The organism is Herbaspirillum sp. RV1423, from assembly GCF_000577615.1.
Taxonomy (GTDB): Bacteria; Pseudomonadota; Gammaproteobacteria; order Burkholderiales; family Burkholderiaceae_D; genus Herbaspirillum.
Genome location: NZ_CBXX010000006.1, coordinates 197,364 through 215,580 on the forward strand (window position 1 = coordinate 197,364; position 18,217 = coordinate 215,580).

12 protein-coding genes and 1 tRNA gene are annotated in these 18,217 nt (G+C 58.8%); 7 read left to right on the forward strand and 6 right to left on the reverse strand.

Features of this window, described 5'->3' with window-relative positions; all coding sequences use genetic code 11:
* The first annotated feature begins 61 nt into the window (after window positions 1–61).
* From RV1423_RS08990 to RV1423_RS29760, 5 genes are all read left to right on the forward strand, one after another.
* A complete protein-coding gene (locus tag RV1423_RS08990; protein ID WP_034295561.1) occupies window positions 62–805 on the forward strand; it encodes a transposase in 744 nt (247 codons plus the stop codon).
* Window positions 806–981: 176 nt separating this feature from the next.
* Window positions 982–5,658 (forward strand): glutamate synthase-related protein, encoded by a 4,677-nt coding sequence (locus RV1423_RS08995; protein WP_034295562.1) that lies wholly within the window; start codon window positions 982–984, stop codon window positions 5,656–5,658.
* A gap of 123 nt (window positions 5,659–5,781) precedes the next feature.
* Complete coding sequence (locus RV1423_RS09000) at window positions 5,782–7,245, forward strand: glutamate synthase subunit beta (protein WP_034295564.1); 1,464 nt, start codon at window positions 5,782–5,784, stop codon at window positions 7,243–7,245.
* A gap of 187 nt (window positions 7,246–7,432) precedes the next feature.
* Window positions 7,433–9,223 (forward strand): M61 family metallopeptidase, encoded by a 1,791-nt coding sequence (locus RV1423_RS09005; RefSeq protein ID WP_034295566.1) that lies wholly within the window; start codon window positions 7,433–7,435, stop codon window positions 9,221–9,223.
* A gap of 86 nt (window positions 9,224–9,309) precedes the next feature.
* Window positions 9,310–10,670, forward strand: a protein-coding gene (locus tag RV1423_RS29760; RefSeq protein ID WP_373419952.1) for an IS3 family transposase whose coding sequence is annotated in 2 segments (ribosomal slippage) — window positions 9,310–9,789 and window positions 9,792–10,670 — 1,359 coding nt in all. Because the reading frame shifts where the segments join, the coding sequence is not laid out codon by codon here.
* Window positions 10,671–10,754: 84 nt separating this feature from the next.
* Here the strand turns inward: RV1423_RS29760 and RV1423_RS09020 are convergent.
* The 6 genes from RV1423_RS09020 to RV1423_RS09045 form a co-directional block, all read right to left on the reverse strand.
* Entirely contained in the window at window positions 10,755–11,369 is a 615-nt protein-coding gene (locus RV1423_RS09020) for a 50S ribosomal protein L25/general stress protein Ctc (protein WP_034295572.1), read from the reverse strand.
* 120 nt (window positions 11,370–11,489) lie between these two features.
* On the reverse strand, window positions 11,490–12,440 hold the full coding sequence (locus RV1423_RS09025) for a ribose-phosphate pyrophosphokinase (protein ID WP_034295574.1): 951 nt from the start codon (window positions 12,438–12,440) through the stop codon (window positions 11,490–11,492).
* A 137-nt stretch (window positions 12,441–12,577) separates the two neighbouring features.
* Window positions 12,578–12,654: transfer RNA gene (locus tag RV1423_RS09030), tRNA-Gln, on the reverse strand.
* Between the two features lie 72 nt (window positions 12,655–12,726).
* Complete coding sequence (gene ispE, locus RV1423_RS09035; RefSeq protein WP_034295576.1) at window positions 12,727–13,596, reverse strand: 4-(cytidine 5'-diphospho)-2-C-methyl-D-erythritol kinase; 870 nt, start codon at window positions 13,594–13,596, stop codon at window positions 12,727–12,729.
* Window positions 13,597–13,636: 40 nt separating this feature from the next.
* Window positions 13,637–14,266 carry a lipoprotein insertase outer membrane protein LolB gene (gene lolB, locus RV1423_RS09040; protein ID WP_034295577.1) on the reverse strand — a complete coding sequence of 210 codons (630 nt, stop codon included), beginning with the start codon at window positions 14,264–14,266 and terminating at the stop codon, window positions 13,637–13,639.
* Between the two features lie 13 nt (window positions 14,267–14,279).
* Window positions 14,280–16,082 (reverse strand): tetratricopeptide repeat protein, encoded by a 1,803-nt coding sequence (locus tag RV1423_RS09045; RefSeq protein ID WP_034295578.1) that lies wholly within the window; start codon window positions 16,080–16,082, stop codon window positions 14,280–14,282.
* A 143-nt stretch (window positions 16,083–16,225) separates the two neighbouring features.
* On the opposite strand from RV1423_RS09045, the gene mutM reads away from it, so the two are divergent.
* Both mutM and mutY read left to right on the forward strand, forming a co-directional pair.
* Entirely contained in the window at window positions 16,226–17,056 is an 831-nt protein-coding gene (gene mutM / locus RV1423_RS09050) for a bifunctional DNA-formamidopyrimidine glycosylase/DNA-(apurinic or apyrimidinic site) lyase (RefSeq protein ID WP_034295579.1), read from the forward strand.
* The gene (gene mutY / locus RV1423_RS09055) at window positions 17,053–18,195 is read left to right on the forward strand and encodes an A/G-specific adenine glycosylase (protein ID WP_034295581.1); all 1,143 of its coding nucleotides are present in this window, start codon (window positions 17,053–17,055) and stop codon (window positions 18,193–18,195) included. The genes mutM and mutY overlap by 4 nt, the downstream gene beginning before the upstream one ends.
* Window positions 18,196–18,217: the final 22 nt, after the last annotated feature.

Here is an 18,217-nt window from a genome sequence, read left to right on the forward strand (position 1 = left end):
AAAATTAGGGTCGGAGTGATTTACAATCGTGAATCTTCTCCGACTCTTTCTCTTTGTCGCCATGGCCCGTCTGCCTCGTCTGATTGTCCCCCATCAGCCGCATCACATCATCCAGCGCGGCCACGACCAGCAAGTCGTGTTCCGCGATGCCGCCGACCATACGGCCTTCCTCGATTGGCTGAAGGAAGGGGCCAAGCGGTTCAAGGTGGCTATCCACGCCTATGTCCTGATGCCAGACCATATCCATTTGCTCGCCACGCCAGCCGACAGCGAAGGGCTGGCACGGATGATGCAATGGGTTGGGCGGTACTACGTGCCTTATTACAACCAGAAATACCAGCGTAGCGGTACGCTGTGGCAAGGACGCTACAAGGCGACGGTGCTCGATGCCGAGCGCTACCTGCTGCTTTGCAGCCGCTACATCGAATTGAATCCGGTCAGGAACGGCCTGGTGGCCAGTGCAGGCGATTATCGCTGGTCGAGTTATATGCATCACATTGGCGCAAAGTCGGATCCTTTGATTACCGATCATCGTTTGTACTGGGCGCTTGGCAATACGCCGTTCGACCGGGAAATCGCCTACAAGCTGCTGGCCGAGCAATTGCCTGCGCAGGCGGAGGTTGATGCAATCAGTCAGGCGACCTTGAAAGGATGGGCGTTAGGAGCCGAGGAGTTCAAAACCGGGCTGGAAAAGCAGGTCAGTCGTCGCGTGAGTCCGGCGAAACGTGGCCGGCCAGCAAAGAAAGCGAAGGATCCTGTCACATCCGAGAATGCGTCGAAGGATCTGGAAGTGAGTAAATCGTAATAAATACAATAGGTTATGAATTGTCATGATGATCCTTTGATTACTCTGTCCCTATTTATAAAATCTGGAAAGTTTTAAGGTTTTTATTATTACTCTGACCCCTTTTATTCTTGTTGAAGATTCGGGTGCAGTGCACTATCCTTAAATCCTTACTCTCAAAGTGGTGGAGCACCGTTATGCATGCGCAAGGCCTATACGACCCAGCTAATGAACACGACGCCTGCGGCGTCGGTTTTATCGCCCATATCAAGGGCAAGAAAAACCATTCCATCGTCGAGCAAGGCTTGCTCATCCTGAAGAATCTGGACCACCGCGGCGCGGTCGGCGCCGATCCGCTGATGGGGGACGGCGCCGGCATACTGATCCAGATTCCAGACCAGTACTATCGTGAAGAAATGGCGAAGCAGGGCGTTGAATTGCCGCCGCCAGGCGAATACGGCGTCGGCATGATCTTCCTGCCCAAGGAAAACGCCTCGCGCATCGCCTGTGAACAGGAAATCGAGCGTGCCGCGCTGGCTGAAGGCCAGGTCGTGCTGGGCTGGCGCAACGTACCGGTCGACATGGATATGCCGATGTCGCCGACCGTGCGCGAAAAAGAACCGGTGATTCGCCAGATTTTCATCGGCCGCGGTCCGGACATCATGGTCACCGATGCGCTGGAACGCAAACTGTATGTGATCCGTAAATCCTCCGGCCACGCCATCCAGGCGTTGAACCTGCTGCACGGAAAGGAATTCTTCGTGCCGTCGATGTCGGCGCGTACTGTTGTCTACAAAGGCCTGCTGCTGGCCGACCAGGTCGGCGTGTATTACAAAGATCTGCAAGATCCGCGCTGCGTGTCCGCGCTGGCGCTGGTGCATCAACGTTTTTCCACCAACACTTTCCCCGAGTGGCCGCTGGCCCACCCGTACCGCCTGATCGCCCACAATGGCGAAATCAACACCGTCAAGGGCAACTTCAACTGGATGCGCGCGCGCGAAGGCGTGATGCAGTCGGCTGTGTTGGGCGACGACCTGAAGAAACTGTTCCCGTTGATCTATGAAGGCCAGTCCGACACCGCGTGTTTCGACAACGCGCTGGAATTGCTGCTGATGGCAGGTTATCCGCTGGCGCAAGCCATGATGATGATGGTGCCGGAAGCCTGGGAAAACCACACACTGATGGACGACAATCGTCGCGCCTTCTATGAGTACCATGCCGCGATGATGGAACCCTGGGACGGCCCGGCCGCCCTCGCGTTCACCGACGGCCGCCACATCGGCGGCACGCTGGATCGAAACGGCCTGCGTCCTGCGCGCTATATCGTTACCGACGACGATCTGGTGGTGATGGCGTCCGAATCCGGCGTCCTGCCGATTCCGGAATCCAAGATCATCCAGAAATGGCGCCTACAGCCGGGCAAGATGTTCCTGATCGACCTCGATGCCGGTCGCATCATCGATGACAAGGAACTCAAAGACACCTACGCCAATGCCAAGCCGTACAAGCAATGGATTTCGTCGGTGCGCGTCAAACTCGATGAATTGAAGCCTGAACCGGCGGAGCCCGGCTCGATCATTCCGCTGCTGGATCGCCAACAGGTGTTCGGCTACACCCAGGAAGACGTCAAGTTCCTGATGGCGCCAATGGCTTCGGGCGGCGAAGAAGCGATCGGTTCGATGGGCAACGATTCGCCATTGGCCGTCATGTCCAACAAGAACAAGACGCTGTACAACTACTTCAAGCAATTGTTCGCGCAAGTGACCAATCCGCCGATCGATCCGATCCGCGAAGCGATGGTCATGTCGCTGGTGTCCTTTATCGGCCCGCGTCCGAACCTGCTCGACACCAACAACATCAACCCGCCGATGCGCCTGGAAGTGTCGCAGCCGGTGCTGGATTACGCCGACATCGCCAAGCTGCGCAACATCAGCGCACACACCGGTGGCAAGTTCAAGTCGCATGAGCTGAACATCTGCTATCCGGTCGCCTGGGGCAAGGAAGGCATCGAAGCGCGCCTGGCGTCGTTGTGTGCCAAGGCCGTTGACGCCGTCAAGTCAGGCCATAACATCCTGATCGTTTCCGATCGCAAGATGGATTCCGAACAGGTCGCGATTCCGGCATTGCTGGCGACTTCGGCGATCCACCAGCATTTGGTCAGCAAGGGCCTGCGTACCTCGACGGGCCTGGTTGTGGAAACCGGTTCGGCGCGCGAGACGCATCATTTTGCACTGCTGGCAGGCTACGGCGCCGAAGCGATCCACCCCTACCTGGCGATGGACACGCTGAGCGAAATGGCCAAGGGCCTGCCGGGCGACCTGTCTGCGGACAAGGCGATTTACAACTTCCAGAAGGCAGTCGGCAAGGGCTTGCTCAAGGTCATGTCCAAGATGGGCATTTCGACCTACATGTCTTATTGCGGCGCGCAGATTTTCGAAGCCATCGGCCTCAACAAGGCGTTGGTCGACAAGTACTTCAAGGGTACGGCGTCCAACGTCGAAGGCATCGGTGTGTTCGAGGTCGCGGAAGAAGCGCTGCGCCTGCATCGCGCTGCGTTCAGCAACGATCCCGTGCTGGCCAATGCGCTCGATGCCGGCGGCGAATACGCTTTCCGTATCCGCGGCGAAGAACACATGTGGACCCCGGATGCGATCGCCAAGCTGCAGCACTCGACCCGCTCGAACAGCTTCAACTCGTACAAGGAATACGCGCAGATCATCAACGATCAATCCAAGCGCCACATGACCTTGCGCGGCCTGTTCGAATTCAAGATCGATCCGTCCAAGGCGATCTCGATCGATGAAGTCGAACCGGCCAAGGATATCGTCAAGCGTTTCGCCACCGGCGCAATGTCGCTCGGCTCGATCTCGACCGAAGCGCATGCCACGCTGGCCGTCGCGATGAACCGCATCGGCGGCAAGTCGAACACTGGCGAAGGCGGCGAAGACGTCAATCGTTATCGCAACGAACTCAAGGGCATTCCGATCAAGCAGGGCGCAACCCTGGCCTCGGAAATCGGCAAGGACGTGATCGCCGTCGACATCCCGCTGCAAGCGGGCGACTCGCTGCGTTCACGCATCAAGCAGGTGGCGTCCGGCCGTTTTGGCGTGTCGGCCGAATACCTGATCTCCGCCGACCAGATCCAGATCAAGATGGCGCAAGGCGCCAAGCCGGGCGAAGGCGGCCAGTTGCCGGGCCATAAGGTCACCGATTACATCGCCACGCTGCGTGTGTCGGTGCCGGGCGTCGGCCTGATTTCGCCGCCGCCGCACCACGACATCTATTCGATCGAAGATCTGGCGCAGTTGATCCACGACCTGAAGAACGTCAATCCGCGCGCATCGATCTCGGTCAAGCTGGTGTCGGAAGTCGGCGTCGGCACGGTTGCTGCAGGCGTGGCCAAAGCCAAGTCCGATCACGTCGTGATCGCCGGCCATGACGGCGGCACCGGCGCATCGCCGCTGTCTTCCATCAAGCATGCCGGCACGCCTTGGGAACTCGGCTTGGCCGAAACCCAGCAGACGTTGGTGCTGAACGGCTTGCGCAACCGCATCCGCGTGCAGGCCGACGGTCAGATGAAGACCGGTCGCGACGTCGTCATCGGCGCGCTGCTGGGCGCTGACGAATTCGGCTTCGCCACTGCACCGCTGGTCGTCGAGGGCTGCATCATGATGCGCAAGTGCCACCTGAATACTTGCCCGGTCGGTGTGGCGACCCAGGACCCGATCCTGCGCGCCAAGTTCTCCGGCAAACCGGAACATGTGGTCAACTTCTTCTTCTTCATCGCGGAAGAAGCGCGCCAGATCATGGCACAGTTGGGCATCCGCACGTTCAATGAACTGATCGGTCGCTCCGACCTGCTGGACCGCACCAGGGCGATTACGCACTGGAAGGCGCAAGGCCTGGACTTCAGCAAGATTTTCTATCAACCGGCCAGCACGACGCCGTACTACCACACCCAGGAGCAGGACCATGGCCTGGACAAGGCGCTCGACCACAAGCTGATCGCGCAAGCCAAGATCGCCTTGGAAAAGGGCGAGAAGGTTTCCTTCATCTCGCCGATCAAGAACCTGAACCGCACCGTGGGCGCCATGTTGTCGGGTGAAGTGGCCAAGCGCTACGGCAACGAAGGCCTGCCGGATGACACCATCCACATCCAGTTGCAAGGCACCGCAGGCCAGTCGGCCGGCGCGTTCCTGGCGCACGGCGTGACGCTGGACCTGGTCGGTGAAGGAAACGACTACGTCGGCAAGGGCTTGTCGGGCGGCCGCATCATCGTGCGTCCGAACACCGAGTTCCGCGGTCGTGCGGTCGACAACATGATCTCCGGCAATACCGTGCTGTACGGCGCGACGACGGGCGAAGCTTTCATCAACGGCGTGGTCGGCGAGCGTTTTGCCGTGCGTAACTCCGGCGCCATCGCCGTCGTGGAAGGCACCGGCGACCACGGCTGCGAATACATGACCGGCGGCACCGTCGTCGTGCTCGGCGCAACCGGCCGCAACTTCGCCGCCGGCATGTCCGGCGGCATCGCCTACGTCTACGACGAAGCCGGCGATTTCGCCGGCAAGTGCAACCTGGCGATGGTGGCGCTGGACAAGGTCTTGTCCGAAACCGAGCAGGAGGCATTATCGGATCGCGCTGTCTGGCACAGCCTCCAACGCGGCGGTGCCGGCCAGACCGATGAAGCGATATTGCGTAGTCTGATCGAGCGGCACTTCAAGTACACCGGCAGCACGCGTGCGCGCTACCTGTTGGATAACTGGGCGGCATCGCGCGGCAAGTTCGTCAAGGTCTTCCCGACCGAATACAAGCGTGCGCTGGGCGAACTCAATGCAGCCAAAGCGACTGCCAAGGAAAAGGTTGCCGCATAAGCGTGCAGCCAGCCTTGAACGATCGATATACGCAACAACGCGCAACACGCGCAAGGCTGACGATTTCCAAGCATAACGACAGAATCGTCAGCCGCCTATCCTAGCGAAGAATGTGAGTGGAAAATGGGTAAAGTAACCGGCTTTATGGAATATCAACGCCTGAAAGAGGCGAGCGAAGCGCCGCAGTCGCGCATGAAGCATTACAAGGAATTCGTCCTGCACCTGGGCGACGCGGAAGCGAAGATACAAGGTGCGCGCTGCATGGATTGCGGCATCCCGTTCTGCAACAACGGCTGCCCGGTCAACAACATCATCCCCGACTGGAACGACTTGGTGTATCGCGGCGCCTATAAGGAAGCACTGGACACGCTGCATTCGACCAACAATTTCCCTGAGTTCACCGGCCGCATCTGTCCGGCGCCCTGTGAAGCGGCCTGCACGCTCGGCATCAACAGCGACGCCGTCGGCATCAAGTCGATCGAGCACTTCATTATCGACAAGGGTTGGGAGAACGGCTGGGTCGTGCCGCAGCCTGCCGCCGTCAAGACCGGCAAAAAGGTCGCGGTGGTCGGCTCCGGTCCCGCCGGCCTGGCCGCAGCGCAACAACTGGCACGCGCCGGGCATGACGTGACCGTGTTTGAAAAGAACGATCGCGTCGGCGGCCTGCTGCGTTATGGCATCCCCGATTTCAAGATGGAAAAGTCGCACATCGACTTGCGCGTCGAACAGATGCAGGCCGAAGGCGTAATCTTCCGCACCGGCGTGCTGGTGGGCAAGGATTTTCCGGCCAACGTCACCAACTGGTCCAAGGAAACCGTTTCGCCGGACCAGCTTAAGAAGGATTTCGACGCGGTCGTGATCGCCGGCGGCGCCGAGCAGCCGCGCGATTTGCCGGTCCCGGGCCGCGAGTTGAAGGGCGTGCATTTCGCCATGGAATTCCTGCCGTTGCAAAACAAGGTGAATGCTGGCGACAAGCTCAAGGGGCAGATCATGGCGACCGACAAGCACGTGGTCGTGATCGGCGGCGGCGATACCGGTTCCGACTGCGTCGGCACCTCGAACCGTCACGGTGCGGCGTCGGTGGCGCAGTTCGAATTGATGCCGCAACCGCCGGAAACCGAAAACAAGCCGCTGGTGTGGCCGTACTGGCCCACCAAGCTGCGCACTTCCTCTTCGCACGAAGAAGGCTGCGACCGTGACTGGGCAGTTGCTACTAAACGCTTGGAGGGCAAGAACGGCAAGGTTGAGAAGCTGATCGCCGCGCGCGTCGAATGGAAGGACGGCAAGATGCAGGAAGTGCCGGATTCCGAATTCGAAATGAAGGCAGATCTGGTGTTGCTGGCCATGGGCTTCGTCTCGCCGGTGCAGCAGGTGCTGGATGCTTTCGGCGTCGACAAGGATCAGCGCGGCAACGCCAAGGCAACGACGGACGGCGATGGTTGCTACAAAACCTCGGTCGATAAGGTGTTCGCCGCAGGCGACATGCGCCGCGGGCAGTCGCTGGTGGTGTGGGCGATTCGCGAAGGTCGCCAATGCGCACGCGCGGTTGACGAGTTCCTGATGGGCGCATCGCTGTTGCCGCGTTGATACGGGCAAACAGAAAAGGAAACCGGATCGACGCAAGTCGCTCCGGTTTTTTTATTGGTTCCGCATTCATCCGCTCGATCTAAAATCAGCTCGCCGTCAGCCGGGCCGGGCCTTGCTCAAGTACAATGGAATTTCACTTCTCAGACACCGGCATGCGGCTCTCCTCCAGTCGTCGCCCAAGAACAACATGACTACCCCGATTCGCTACAGCATCACTTCCAACGATTGCGCTGCTCACTTGTTCGACGTCACGGTGACCGTCGATGTGCCGGCTGCAGACGGGCAGGTGTTTTCACTGCCTGCCTGGATTCCGGGCAGTTATATGATTCGCGAATTCGCCCGCAACATCGTCCGGGTGCAAGCTGAATCGGGCGGCAAGAAAGTCGCCTTGCGCAAGCTGGACAAGCACACCTGGAAAGCCGCATCTTGCGCCGGTCCGCTGATGTTGAGTTATCAGGTTTATGCCTGGGACTTGTCGGTGCGCACGGCGCATCTGGATCAGACGCATGCGTTCTTCAACGGCACCAGCGTATTTCTGCGCGTGCATGGACAGGAGCAGTCGGCGCACGTCGTCGACATCCGCCGTCCTGCCGGCGATGCCAGCAAGCGCTGGCGCGTTGCGACGGCGATGGCCGAGTTGAAGGCAAGGCGTTACGGCTTTGGCACTTATATCGCCAATGATTACGATGAGCTGATCGACCATCCGGTCGAGCTCGGTGATTTCTCGCTCGCGACGTTCACCGCACACGGCGTGCAGCACGACATCGTCATTACCGGTCGGGTGCCGAATCTGGATTTGCCGCGTCTGTCGGCCGACCTCCGGAAAATCTGCGAAGCGCAGATTGCGTTCTTCGAACCGAAGAGCAAGCGCGCGCCGATGTCGCGCTACGTGTTCATGACGCTGGTGGTCGGCGACGGTTACGGCGGCCTGGAGCATCGCGCCTCGACTGCGCTGATCTGCGCGCGCAGCGACTTGCCTGTCAAAGGCAGCGGCGAGCTGAGCGACGGTTACCGCACCTATCTCGGTTTGTGCAGCCACGAGTATTTTCACACCTGGAATGTCAAGCGCATCAAGCCGGCGGCATTCGCGCCCTATGATTTGCGCGAAGAGGGTTATACCTCGTTGCTATGGTTGTTCGAAGGTTTCACCAGTTACTACGACGACCTGTTCCTGGTGCGCACTGGCCTGATCGACGAGCCTGCCTACCTCGCCATGCTGGGCAAGACTATCAACGGCGTTTTGCGCGGCAGCGGCCGCCGTAAGCAAAGCGTGGCGGAATCCAGTTTCGATGCCTGGGTCAAATACTATCGCCAGGACGAAAATGCGCCCAACGCCATCGTCAGCTATTACACCAAGGGTTCGCTGGTTGCACTGGCGCTGGATCTGACGATACGCAGCGAAACCGATGGCCGCAAGTCGCTCGATGACATCATGCTGGCGTTGTGGCAGCAATACGGCCGTTCGTTCTACAGCCGCAACGGCGGCAGGGGAATTGCCGAAGACGAGGCCGAGGCTCTGTTCGAAGAGGTCAGCGGCGTCAAGCTGAAACGTTTCTTCGACCGTTATATCCGCGGCATCGAGGATTTGCCGTTCGCGCAATTGTTGCCCGCTTTGGCCGTGAAGTTTGACGACGCGCGCAAGGACGCCAAGCCTTCTCTCGGCATTCGCGTGGTGCGCGACGGCGGCGATGCCAAGGTGGCGAATGTCTATGAAGGCGGGGCAGGGCATCGCGCCGGCCTATCGGCGGGCGACCGGCTGGTGGCGCTGGACGGCTTGCGGGTGCCGCCAGCGGGCCTCGACGGTCTGCTAGGGCGTTATCGCGAAAACGACGTGGTCGCGTTGCACGTATTCCGGCGCGACGAACTGATGAGTTTCTCCGTCAAGCTCAAGAACGACGACGCACCGCAAATGGCATTGACTGCCGAAGCGAAACCGGTCGCGGCGGTACGCAGGCGCAGGTCCTGGCTGCAAGGCTGATGTGTGGGAAGAATGAACAATAAAAAACCCGCCGAATGAACTGACCCCAAAGAGTTGGACAAAAGTCCAACCTTTGGGGTTTTTACATGGCGAAATACGAAACGAAGTTCAAGCATGAGGTAGTAAAGCAGTACCTGAGCAAAGGAGGCAATGCCAGAACGGTCGGAAAGGAGTTCGGAGTTGGTCACGGGACGGTCCGGCGCTGGGTACAAAGTTATCGCCATCATGGCCTGAAGGGGTTAAGCAAGAAGCACGAGCATTACAGTGCCGAATTCAAGTTGTCTGTATTGCGGCGGATGAAGAAGGGCCGGTTGTCGTATCGCGAAGTTGAAGCGATGTTCAATCTTCGGGGTTGTGGCACGGTCAGCCGATGGGAGCGGCTGTATCATGAGGGTGGCCTGGAAGCCTTGAAACCCAAGCCGAAAGGACGCCCAAAGATGATAAAACCCAGCCTTCCGCCTGTACCACCACTGACGAAAGCCACTGATACCCGAACGCGCGAGGAATTACTCGATGAGATCGAATACCTGCGTGCGGAGGTAGACTACCTAAAAAAGCGGAAGGCCTTGGTCCTGGCACAGAAAGCTGCTGCGCAAAAAAAGCGCGGCTAGTGCAAGAACTGAGGCAACGTCACAAGCTGCCCATCCTGCTGAAGATTGCGGGACTGGCGCGCAGCACGTTTTATTACCAGGCCAAGGCGCTGGAAGCGCAAGATCAATATGCGGTGCTCAAGTCGCGTATCCGCAAGATTTATGACCGGCACAAAGGACGCTATGGCTATCGGCGCGTGACGGCCGCTCTGCGCCAGGCTGGAGAAATGGTCAACCACAAGACGGTGCAGCGGCTGATGCAAACATTGGGGTTGAAGTCGCTGGTGCGGCCAAAGAAATATCGCTCTTACCGCGGCCCCGGCCATGCGAGCGTGGCCAATGTGCTGCAGCGGCAGTTCCAGGCTGAGGCATTCGGAGAAAAATGGGTGACCGATGTCACCGAATTCAATGTAGGAGGAGAAAAGCTCTATCTCTCGCCCATCATGGACTTGTATAACGGGGAAATTGTGGCTTACCAAATGAGTCGGACAGCTCACTTCAGCTTGGTCGACGGCATGCTCAAGAAGGCCATTCGCAAGCTGCCAGATAGAAACAGGCCGTTGCTTCACTCCGATCAAGGCTGGCAGTACCAGATGGCTGCTTATCGAAGAACCCTTGCTGAGCATGGCATTACCCAAAGCATGTCGCGTCGGGGAAACTGCCTCGATAATGCCGCCATGGAAAGTTTCTTCGGTACGCTCAAAGCGGAGTGCTTCTATTTGAACCGCTTTACCTGCATCGAACAGTTACAAAAGGAACTCCGCGGATACATCCGCTACTACAATCATTACCGCATCAAGAACAAGTTAAAAGGGCTGAGCCCTGTGCAATACAGAACTCAGCCCTTATGGCCTTAACCGGCTCACATCACCGTCCAACTTTATGGGGTCAGTTCACGAAGCGGGTTTTTTATTTGATGCCGATACTTGCCGAATCGAAGATTACTTCGCTTCAGTATCGCCAGCGCCTGCGGCAGGGGTTTCGCCTTCGGCTTCAACCTTGCCGGCCGGCACCGAAGCGGTAGCGACAGTCAGGTTTTCCTGCGACACGGCGGATACGCCGTTTGGCAGCTTCAGGTCGGCCAAGTGGATCGAATGACCGACTTCCAGCTTGGACAGGTCGACTGAGACGAATTCCGGCAGATCCTTAGGCAGGCAGGAAATATCCAGGTCGGTCATCACGTGGCTGATGATGCCTGCCGACAGCTTGACGGCTGGCGAGATTTCAGCGTTCACGAAGTGCAGAGGCACCTTGACGTGGATCTTTTGCGAAGCGTCGACGCGTTGGAAGTCAACGTGCAGGACCAGTTGCTTGTATGCGTGGACCTGAAAATCGCGCAGCAGAACTTGCTCAACCTTGCCGTCGATTTCCAGATCAAGGATCGACGAGTGGAACGCTTCTTTCTTCAGCGCGTGGTACAGCGCATTGTGGTCCAGAGCGATACTGAGCGGTGCGCTGGTGCCACCGTAGACGATGGCTGGTGTTTGACCAGCATTGCGCAGGCGGCGGCTCGCTCCGGTCCCCTGCTCTTTGCGTGGAAATGCGATTACTTTCATTTTAAAACTCCAATGGATGCGGGACTTCCGTCTCGCGTTAAAAATCCCCCGCGACCAGGGGATTCAAGGATTCCTTCATTTGCATGAAGGAATTAAAACCGGATTCTGAAATCCGAAAACTTATTCTGCAAACAACGACATCACCGAGTCACCCTTGCTGATGCGCTTGAATGTCTCCGCCAGCAGGCTGGCGCAAGTCAATTGGCGAATCTTGCTGCAGGCCTTGGCGGCAGCCGACAACGGAATCGTGTCGGTGACGACCAACTCGTCCAGCGGCGAATTGGCGATGCGATCCAGCGCCGGGCCGGACAGGACCGGGTGCGTACAGTAGGCGACGACTTTTTTGGCGCCGCGCTCTTTCAGGACTTCGGCCGCCTTGGTCAGCGTGCCGGCGGTATCGACCATGTCGTCCATGATCACGCAATTGCGACCTTCGACTTCGCCGATGATGTTCATGACTTCCGACACGTTGGCCTTCGGGCGGCGCTTGTCGATGATGGCCAGGTCGCAGTTCAGGCGTTTGGCCAATGCACGGGCACGGACCACGCCGCCGACGTCGGGCGACACGACCAGCAGGTCGTCATAGTTCTTGCTGACCAGGTCGCCCAGCAGGATCGGCGATGCATAAATGTTATCGACTGGAATATCGAAGAAGCCCTGAATCTGGTCGGCGTGCAGATCCATGATCAGGACGCGTTCGACGCCGGCTTCCTGCAGCATGTTGGCGACCACTTTTGCCGAAATCGCAACACGCGCCGAGCGTGGGCGGCGATCCTGGCGGGCATAGCCGTAATACGGGATCGCGGCGGTAATGCGTCCGGCCGATGCGCGCTTGAGCGCGTCGACCATGATCATGATTTCCATCAGATTGTCGTTGGTCGGCGCACAGGTCGACTGCAACACGAATACGTCCTTGCCACGCACATTTTCGTTGATCTCGACCATGACTTCGCCGTCGGAGAACTTGGAAACGTTGGCCTTGCCTAGCGGGATACCGAGTTTTTCAACGACGCCTTGCGCCAGTTCCGGATTGGCGTTGCCGGTAAAAACCATCAGGTTTTCGTATGCCATGTGGGTATCCCTGAATGCAATCGTTTAAAAGTCGAAAAGCCGGCAATGCTCGACTAGTGGCGTAGTCTTGCGTTGGCGGCTTATCTCTTGGGCTTTTATATTTCTCTATCGGGCGTTCAAATATTGCCCAAATTAAATGGCAGGGGAACAAGGATTCGAACCTTGGAATGCTGGAATCAAAATCCAGTGCCTTAACCAGCTTGGCGATTCCCCTACGCAATCTGCTGTTTGCCGCCTCGCTGCACTTTTAACATCGCGTGCAACTTGTCGTCAAACCAATTCTTGGTTACGAACTTGTCAAATGGGCGAGAGGATGTTCCTGCATCGCTTTGGCTTTCCACGCTATCCATTTCGAAGGCACTTGTTTCAGCACCTCGTCGGCTTGATGTTCGTGTTCAAAAGAACAAAATACACAAGCGCCGGATCCGGTCATCCTTGCATTTCCAAATGCACTGAGCCATTCGATAGCTTCGGCGACAGGAGGAAACTGCTTGACGGCCACCACTTCCAAGTCGTTTTTCCCGAAGCTGCTGTGAAGAAAATTATGCGCTTCAGGAAAGTCCGTTATTTTGACTACTTTTGTATCCCTTGTCAATTCTTCGGATGAAAAAATTATCGCGGTGGGAACCGCCACGCCCGGTTCGATCACCACGAACCAGCAATCGGCGGTTTGCAGGGGAAGCAGTTTTTCGCCCACGCCTTCGGCGAACGCGTTGCGGCCAAACAGGAAAAACGGCACATCGGCGCCCAGTTGGAGTCCTAGCGCCATCAATTGGGCGCGCGTCAGGCCGGTTTGCCATAGATGATTCAAGGCCATCAGCGTGGTTGCGGCATCGGACGAGCCGCCGCCCAATCCGCCGCCCATCGGCAGTCGTTTGCGGACCGTAATGTCGGCGCCCAGCTCCGGTTTGCCGGCTGCTGCTTGTAGCAGCCGGGCGGCGCGCACCACCAGATCGGTGCCGGCAGGCACACCCGGAATGTCGTTGACACGGCGGATCCGGCCATCATCGCGCACCGTGAAATCCAGGGTATCGCTGCGATCGATCAACTGGAATGCCGTCTGCAGCAGGTGATAGCCGTCCGGACGACGGCCGGTCACATGCAGGAACAGATTCAGTTTTGCCGGGGCAGGGCAGTTGAGCAGGCTTGCTTGCATGAAATGATTCGATAGAGCGGGATAAGCCGCAAATGTGCCGTCAATGGCTTTGCCAGTTGTCGATTACGATGCGGATCGACACCGGACCGGCCTGCTGGGTGTTGCGCGCCAGATCGATGCGTTTTGGGTGGCTTTGCGCGGTATCGGCTGCTTCATCCTGCCATTCTCCGTAGCTCAGGCTCCAGCCGTCGCGCGTGATGAAGCGCTCTGTATCCCTCGATGGGCGGGCAACGAAGGATTTGCCGTCGGCGCCGCGGCCGAAACCTTGCAGCCAGTCGCGCAGGCCCGATACAGGTAACGGCCAGCCCAGCGCTTGTTCGGTAAGGATATCGACGTCGGCGGCCGTCATCGGCGGTTTGCCCGATTGCGTCAATACGGCAATGCCGGGTTTGATGTCAATGACGGCGAGGGTCTGGCCCAGCGGCGACAGCAGCGTCACAGTGACACGGCGCTCGGTTTGGTTCCATGTAAAACTGCCGTGCAATGCTTCGTCGCGGTCATCGCGCTGATAGCGTACCGACAGGCGCCCGCCGAGATCGATTGCGTCGCTATAGCGGCGCTCGGCGGCAGGCGCATTACCGGTGTTTTCCTGCGGCGCAATGCTCGCGCAGCCGGCGGCCAGCATGACCAGGCACGCAGCCGCGCTCCGTCTGATAAATTCGATCGTCATCCGGCCGCGTCGCTCATAACTGAACCTTGAGGCGCTCCAGTGTGCTCTTGAGCACGTCGTTTTTCGGATCCTTGGATTGCGCTTCGCGCCAGAGCTTCTTTGCTTCGTCCTGTTTACCACGCGTCCACAGGATTTCGCCGAGGTGGATGCCGATTTCGGGATCCTGGCGCAAGCCATAGGCACGGCGAAGTTCCTTTTCTGCTTCGTCCAGGTTGCCGATGCGGAATTCGGCCCAGCCGAGGCTGTCCGCGATGAAGGCGTCTTCCGGGGCAAGCTGGACAGCTTTTTTGATCAGCTCGACCGCTTCCGGCAGGCGAATGTTGCGGTCGGCCAGCGAATATCCCAGCGCGTTATAGGCATGCTGATTGTTCGGCGCCAGTTCGATGATCTTGCGCAGCGCGGTTTCCATATCCTTATAGTTGCCGATCTTGTCGGCCGCCATGGCATAGTCGTACAGCAGGTCGGTATTGTCCGGGAAGCGCTTCAAGCCTGCCGATAGCACGTCGGCTGCATCCTGGTAGCGCCCGTTGTCGCGCAGGATCTGCGCTTCTCCCTGGATCAGTTGCAATTGTTCTCGGTCGTTGCCGGCTTCGACCTGCGCCTGCTGCAATACCTTGCGGGCGCCGTCGATATCGCCGCGTTTTGCCATCAATTGGCCACGACGGATTTGCACGTTGACGTAGGCCTCGCCCGGTTCGACCTGTTCCAGCCATTTCAGCGCGCCCGGGATGTCGTTGCGTTCCTCGGCGATCTGCGACAGCAGCAACTGCGCCTGGGTCGGATCGCGCTCGTCTTCCGGCTGGGTCGCCAGGACTTCGAGATAGCGCTTCAGATAAGTTTCGGCTTGGGAAAGGTGATTTGTCTGCACGTTCAGGATGCCCAGCGCGAACAGCGTGGTCAGGTCGTCCTGGTCGTCCTTGAGCAAAGCCTGGAACTGGCCGCGGGCCTGCTCATACTGCTTTTGTTCGACCAGGCCGCGTGCATAGGCAATGCGGACTTCGCGCGCGTCGGGATATTTTTTGAGGAAGTCGGCCACCAGCTTCATGGCTTCGATCGGATCCGGCGTGACTTGCGCCAGCGTCAGGATGGCCAGTTCGGAATCGGGTTTGATCTTCAGCGCCTGGTTGGCTTCGTCGCGCGCACGCGTCGCATCGCGGTTGGCGTATGCGCCTTGCGCCAGCGCCAGGTGGGTTTCGATCAGCGTCGGGTAGGGGGCGACGACGTCCTGCAGGATATCGAATGCGGCAGTCTTGTCGCGGGCGCGGCTCAGCAGGCGCTGGATTTGCAGCATCATCGGGCCGCGCGCCTGCGGCGCGGCTTCGGCCAGGCGCTGCGCCAGCAAGGGCTTGATTTCGGCGATGTTGTCGCCCAACATGATCAGGCCCAGATAGTTTTGCAGGGCTTCATCCGAATGCGGCGCCAGTTCGGTCCACAGGCGCACGGCGGCCAGCGCTTCGCCGGGACGACGCGCCGCCAGGGCGATTTCCGCCGCGCGCTTGGCCAGTCGGGGATCGCGGGTTTGCTGGGCAGTGCCCAGTAGCGTGACGTAGGCGGCTTGCCATTGTCCGCGCTGGAAGGCGATTTCTGAACTGAGGATCTTGAACAGGATTTCTTCGCTCAGCTCAGTGGACGGCAATACATCTTCCGGCTGTTGGACCTTCGCTTTTGCCTGCGCCTTGCGCGTCGGAGAAGCTTTGGCGAGGGCCTGTTTCTTGCTGGTTGCAACGGGCGCGGCTTCGGTCTCGCTGGGTTGCCGCAGGCTTGCACACGCGGAGAGCATGACGGAGAGCGTTACAATGGCGAGAGGTTTTTTCAAGGGAAATCCTGAATTAATCGGGCAAACATTAATTTTACGCTCAACAGCGAAGCTGTTGGTGTAAGCGAGTGTAAACCATCTGTTCTATCATATCCGCCTTATAGCAGTTCCATATCAGCCCTTATCCAGAGTCCTCGTTCCCCATGCCCGAATTGCCAGAAGTAGAAGTCACCCGGCGCGGCGTCGCTCCTTATCTTGAGGGCGAGACCGTCAGCGCTGTGGCGATGCGCCACAGCGGATTGCGCTGGCCGTTTCCTGTCGACTTGCAGCAGCGCCTGGCCGGCCGCGTCATCCGCTCGACCGGGCGGCGCGGCAAATATCTGCTGATCCATTTCGACCATGGGACGCTGATCGTGCACTTGGGCATGTCAGGGCATCTGCGCATCCTGCCTTTGGGCATTGCGCCGCAAAAGCACGATCATTTCGACCTGGTGGTCGGCAAGCCGGCCCGGAATGTCATGCGCATGACCGATCCGCGCCGTTTCGGCGCAGTGTTGTGGCACGACGCGGCCGATGGCGACATCGAAGAACATATCCTGCTGCGCGGCCTGGGACTGGAGCCGCTTGAAGACAAGTTTTCAGCCGAAGAACTGCACCGTCGGACGCGTAACCGCAGCGCGCCGATCAAGCAGGTCTTGCTGGCCGGCGATATCGTCGTCGGCGTCGGCAATATCTATGCGTCGGAAAGCTTGTTCAAGGCAGGCATCAATCCCAAGACGGCAGCCGGCAAGATCAGTTTGCCGCGCTACGAAAAACTGGCGGCGGCGATTCGTGAAACACTGGCTGCGGCAATCGAGCAAGGCGGCAGCAGCTTGCGCGATTTCATTGCGGTCAACGGCCAGTCGGGTTATTTCCAGCAAAACTATTTCGTCTATAACCGTACTGGTCTGGCTTGCCGCATTTGCACAACGCCGATCCGGCAGATCAAGCAAGGCCAGCGTTCCACTTTTTATTGCGTGACTTGCCAGCGATGAAGCGCATCCTTACTAAAACCGATGCGGCGCTTGTCGCCCTGCAGACCGGCGCAGCGGAGGATTTCGCCGACCCGGCTTTTTCAGACGCCGTGATCGGCTGGCAAAAGCAGCACGGCCGCCACGCCTTGCCCTGGCAGAACACATGCGACGCTTATCGCATCTGGCTGTCGGAGATCATGCTGCAGCAGACGCAGGTCACGGCTGTGATTCCCTATTATCAAAAATTCCTGCAGAGTTTTCCCACCGTCGAAAGCCTGGCGGCGGCACCGTCCGAAGCCGTGATGGCACACTGGAGCGGGCTCGGTTATTACACACGGGCGCGCAACCTGCATCGCTGCGCGCAACGTGTGGCGGAGGAATACGGCGGACGCTTTCCCGACGATCCGGAATTGCTGGCGGATTTGCCGGGCATCGGTCGTTCGACTGCCGCGGCCATTGCCGCTTTCGCCTACGGCAAGCGTGCCGCCATCCTCGACGGCAACGTCAAGCGTGTGTTTGCACGCGTGTTCGGCGTCGAAGGTTTCCCGGGCGCGAAGCCAGTGGAAGACCAGTTGTGGCGCCGTGCCGTTGCGCTACTGCCGCAAACGGACATGGAGTCTTATACGCAAGGATTGATGGATCTCGGCGCGACCTTGTGCCTGCGCGGCAAACCGGCCTGCGATCGTTGCCCGCTGGCGCAGCGTTGCGTGGCGCTGGCGACCGATCGCACGTCTGAGTTACCCGTGCGCAAGCCCAAGAAGGCGGTACCGGAAAAGGAAACCATGATGCTGGTGGTCAGCGACGGCGACGAGGTACTGCTGCAGCAGCGCCCCGACAGCGGCATTTGGGGGGGCTTGCTGTCATTGCCGGAACTGGCCGTAAGCCGGGATGCCGACGAATTCGGATTGGCGGTGGAAGATGCCATGAAGCCTTTCGGCGCGATCGCGGCATGCCGCAAATTGCAGCCGTTCTCGCATGTCTTCACGCATTTCAAATTGCACATCTCGCCGTATCAGGTGGTGCTGAAAAAACGCCTTCCCCACATCGCGGAATCGGTCCACGTCTGGTATCCGATCGCGGAACTGGCCGATGCGCCATTGCCGGCGCCGGTCAAGAAGCTGCTTTTGGAGGTATTGAGGGAGGACGATCTGCTGAATTGATTCAGTGCTGATTTAGCGTTGA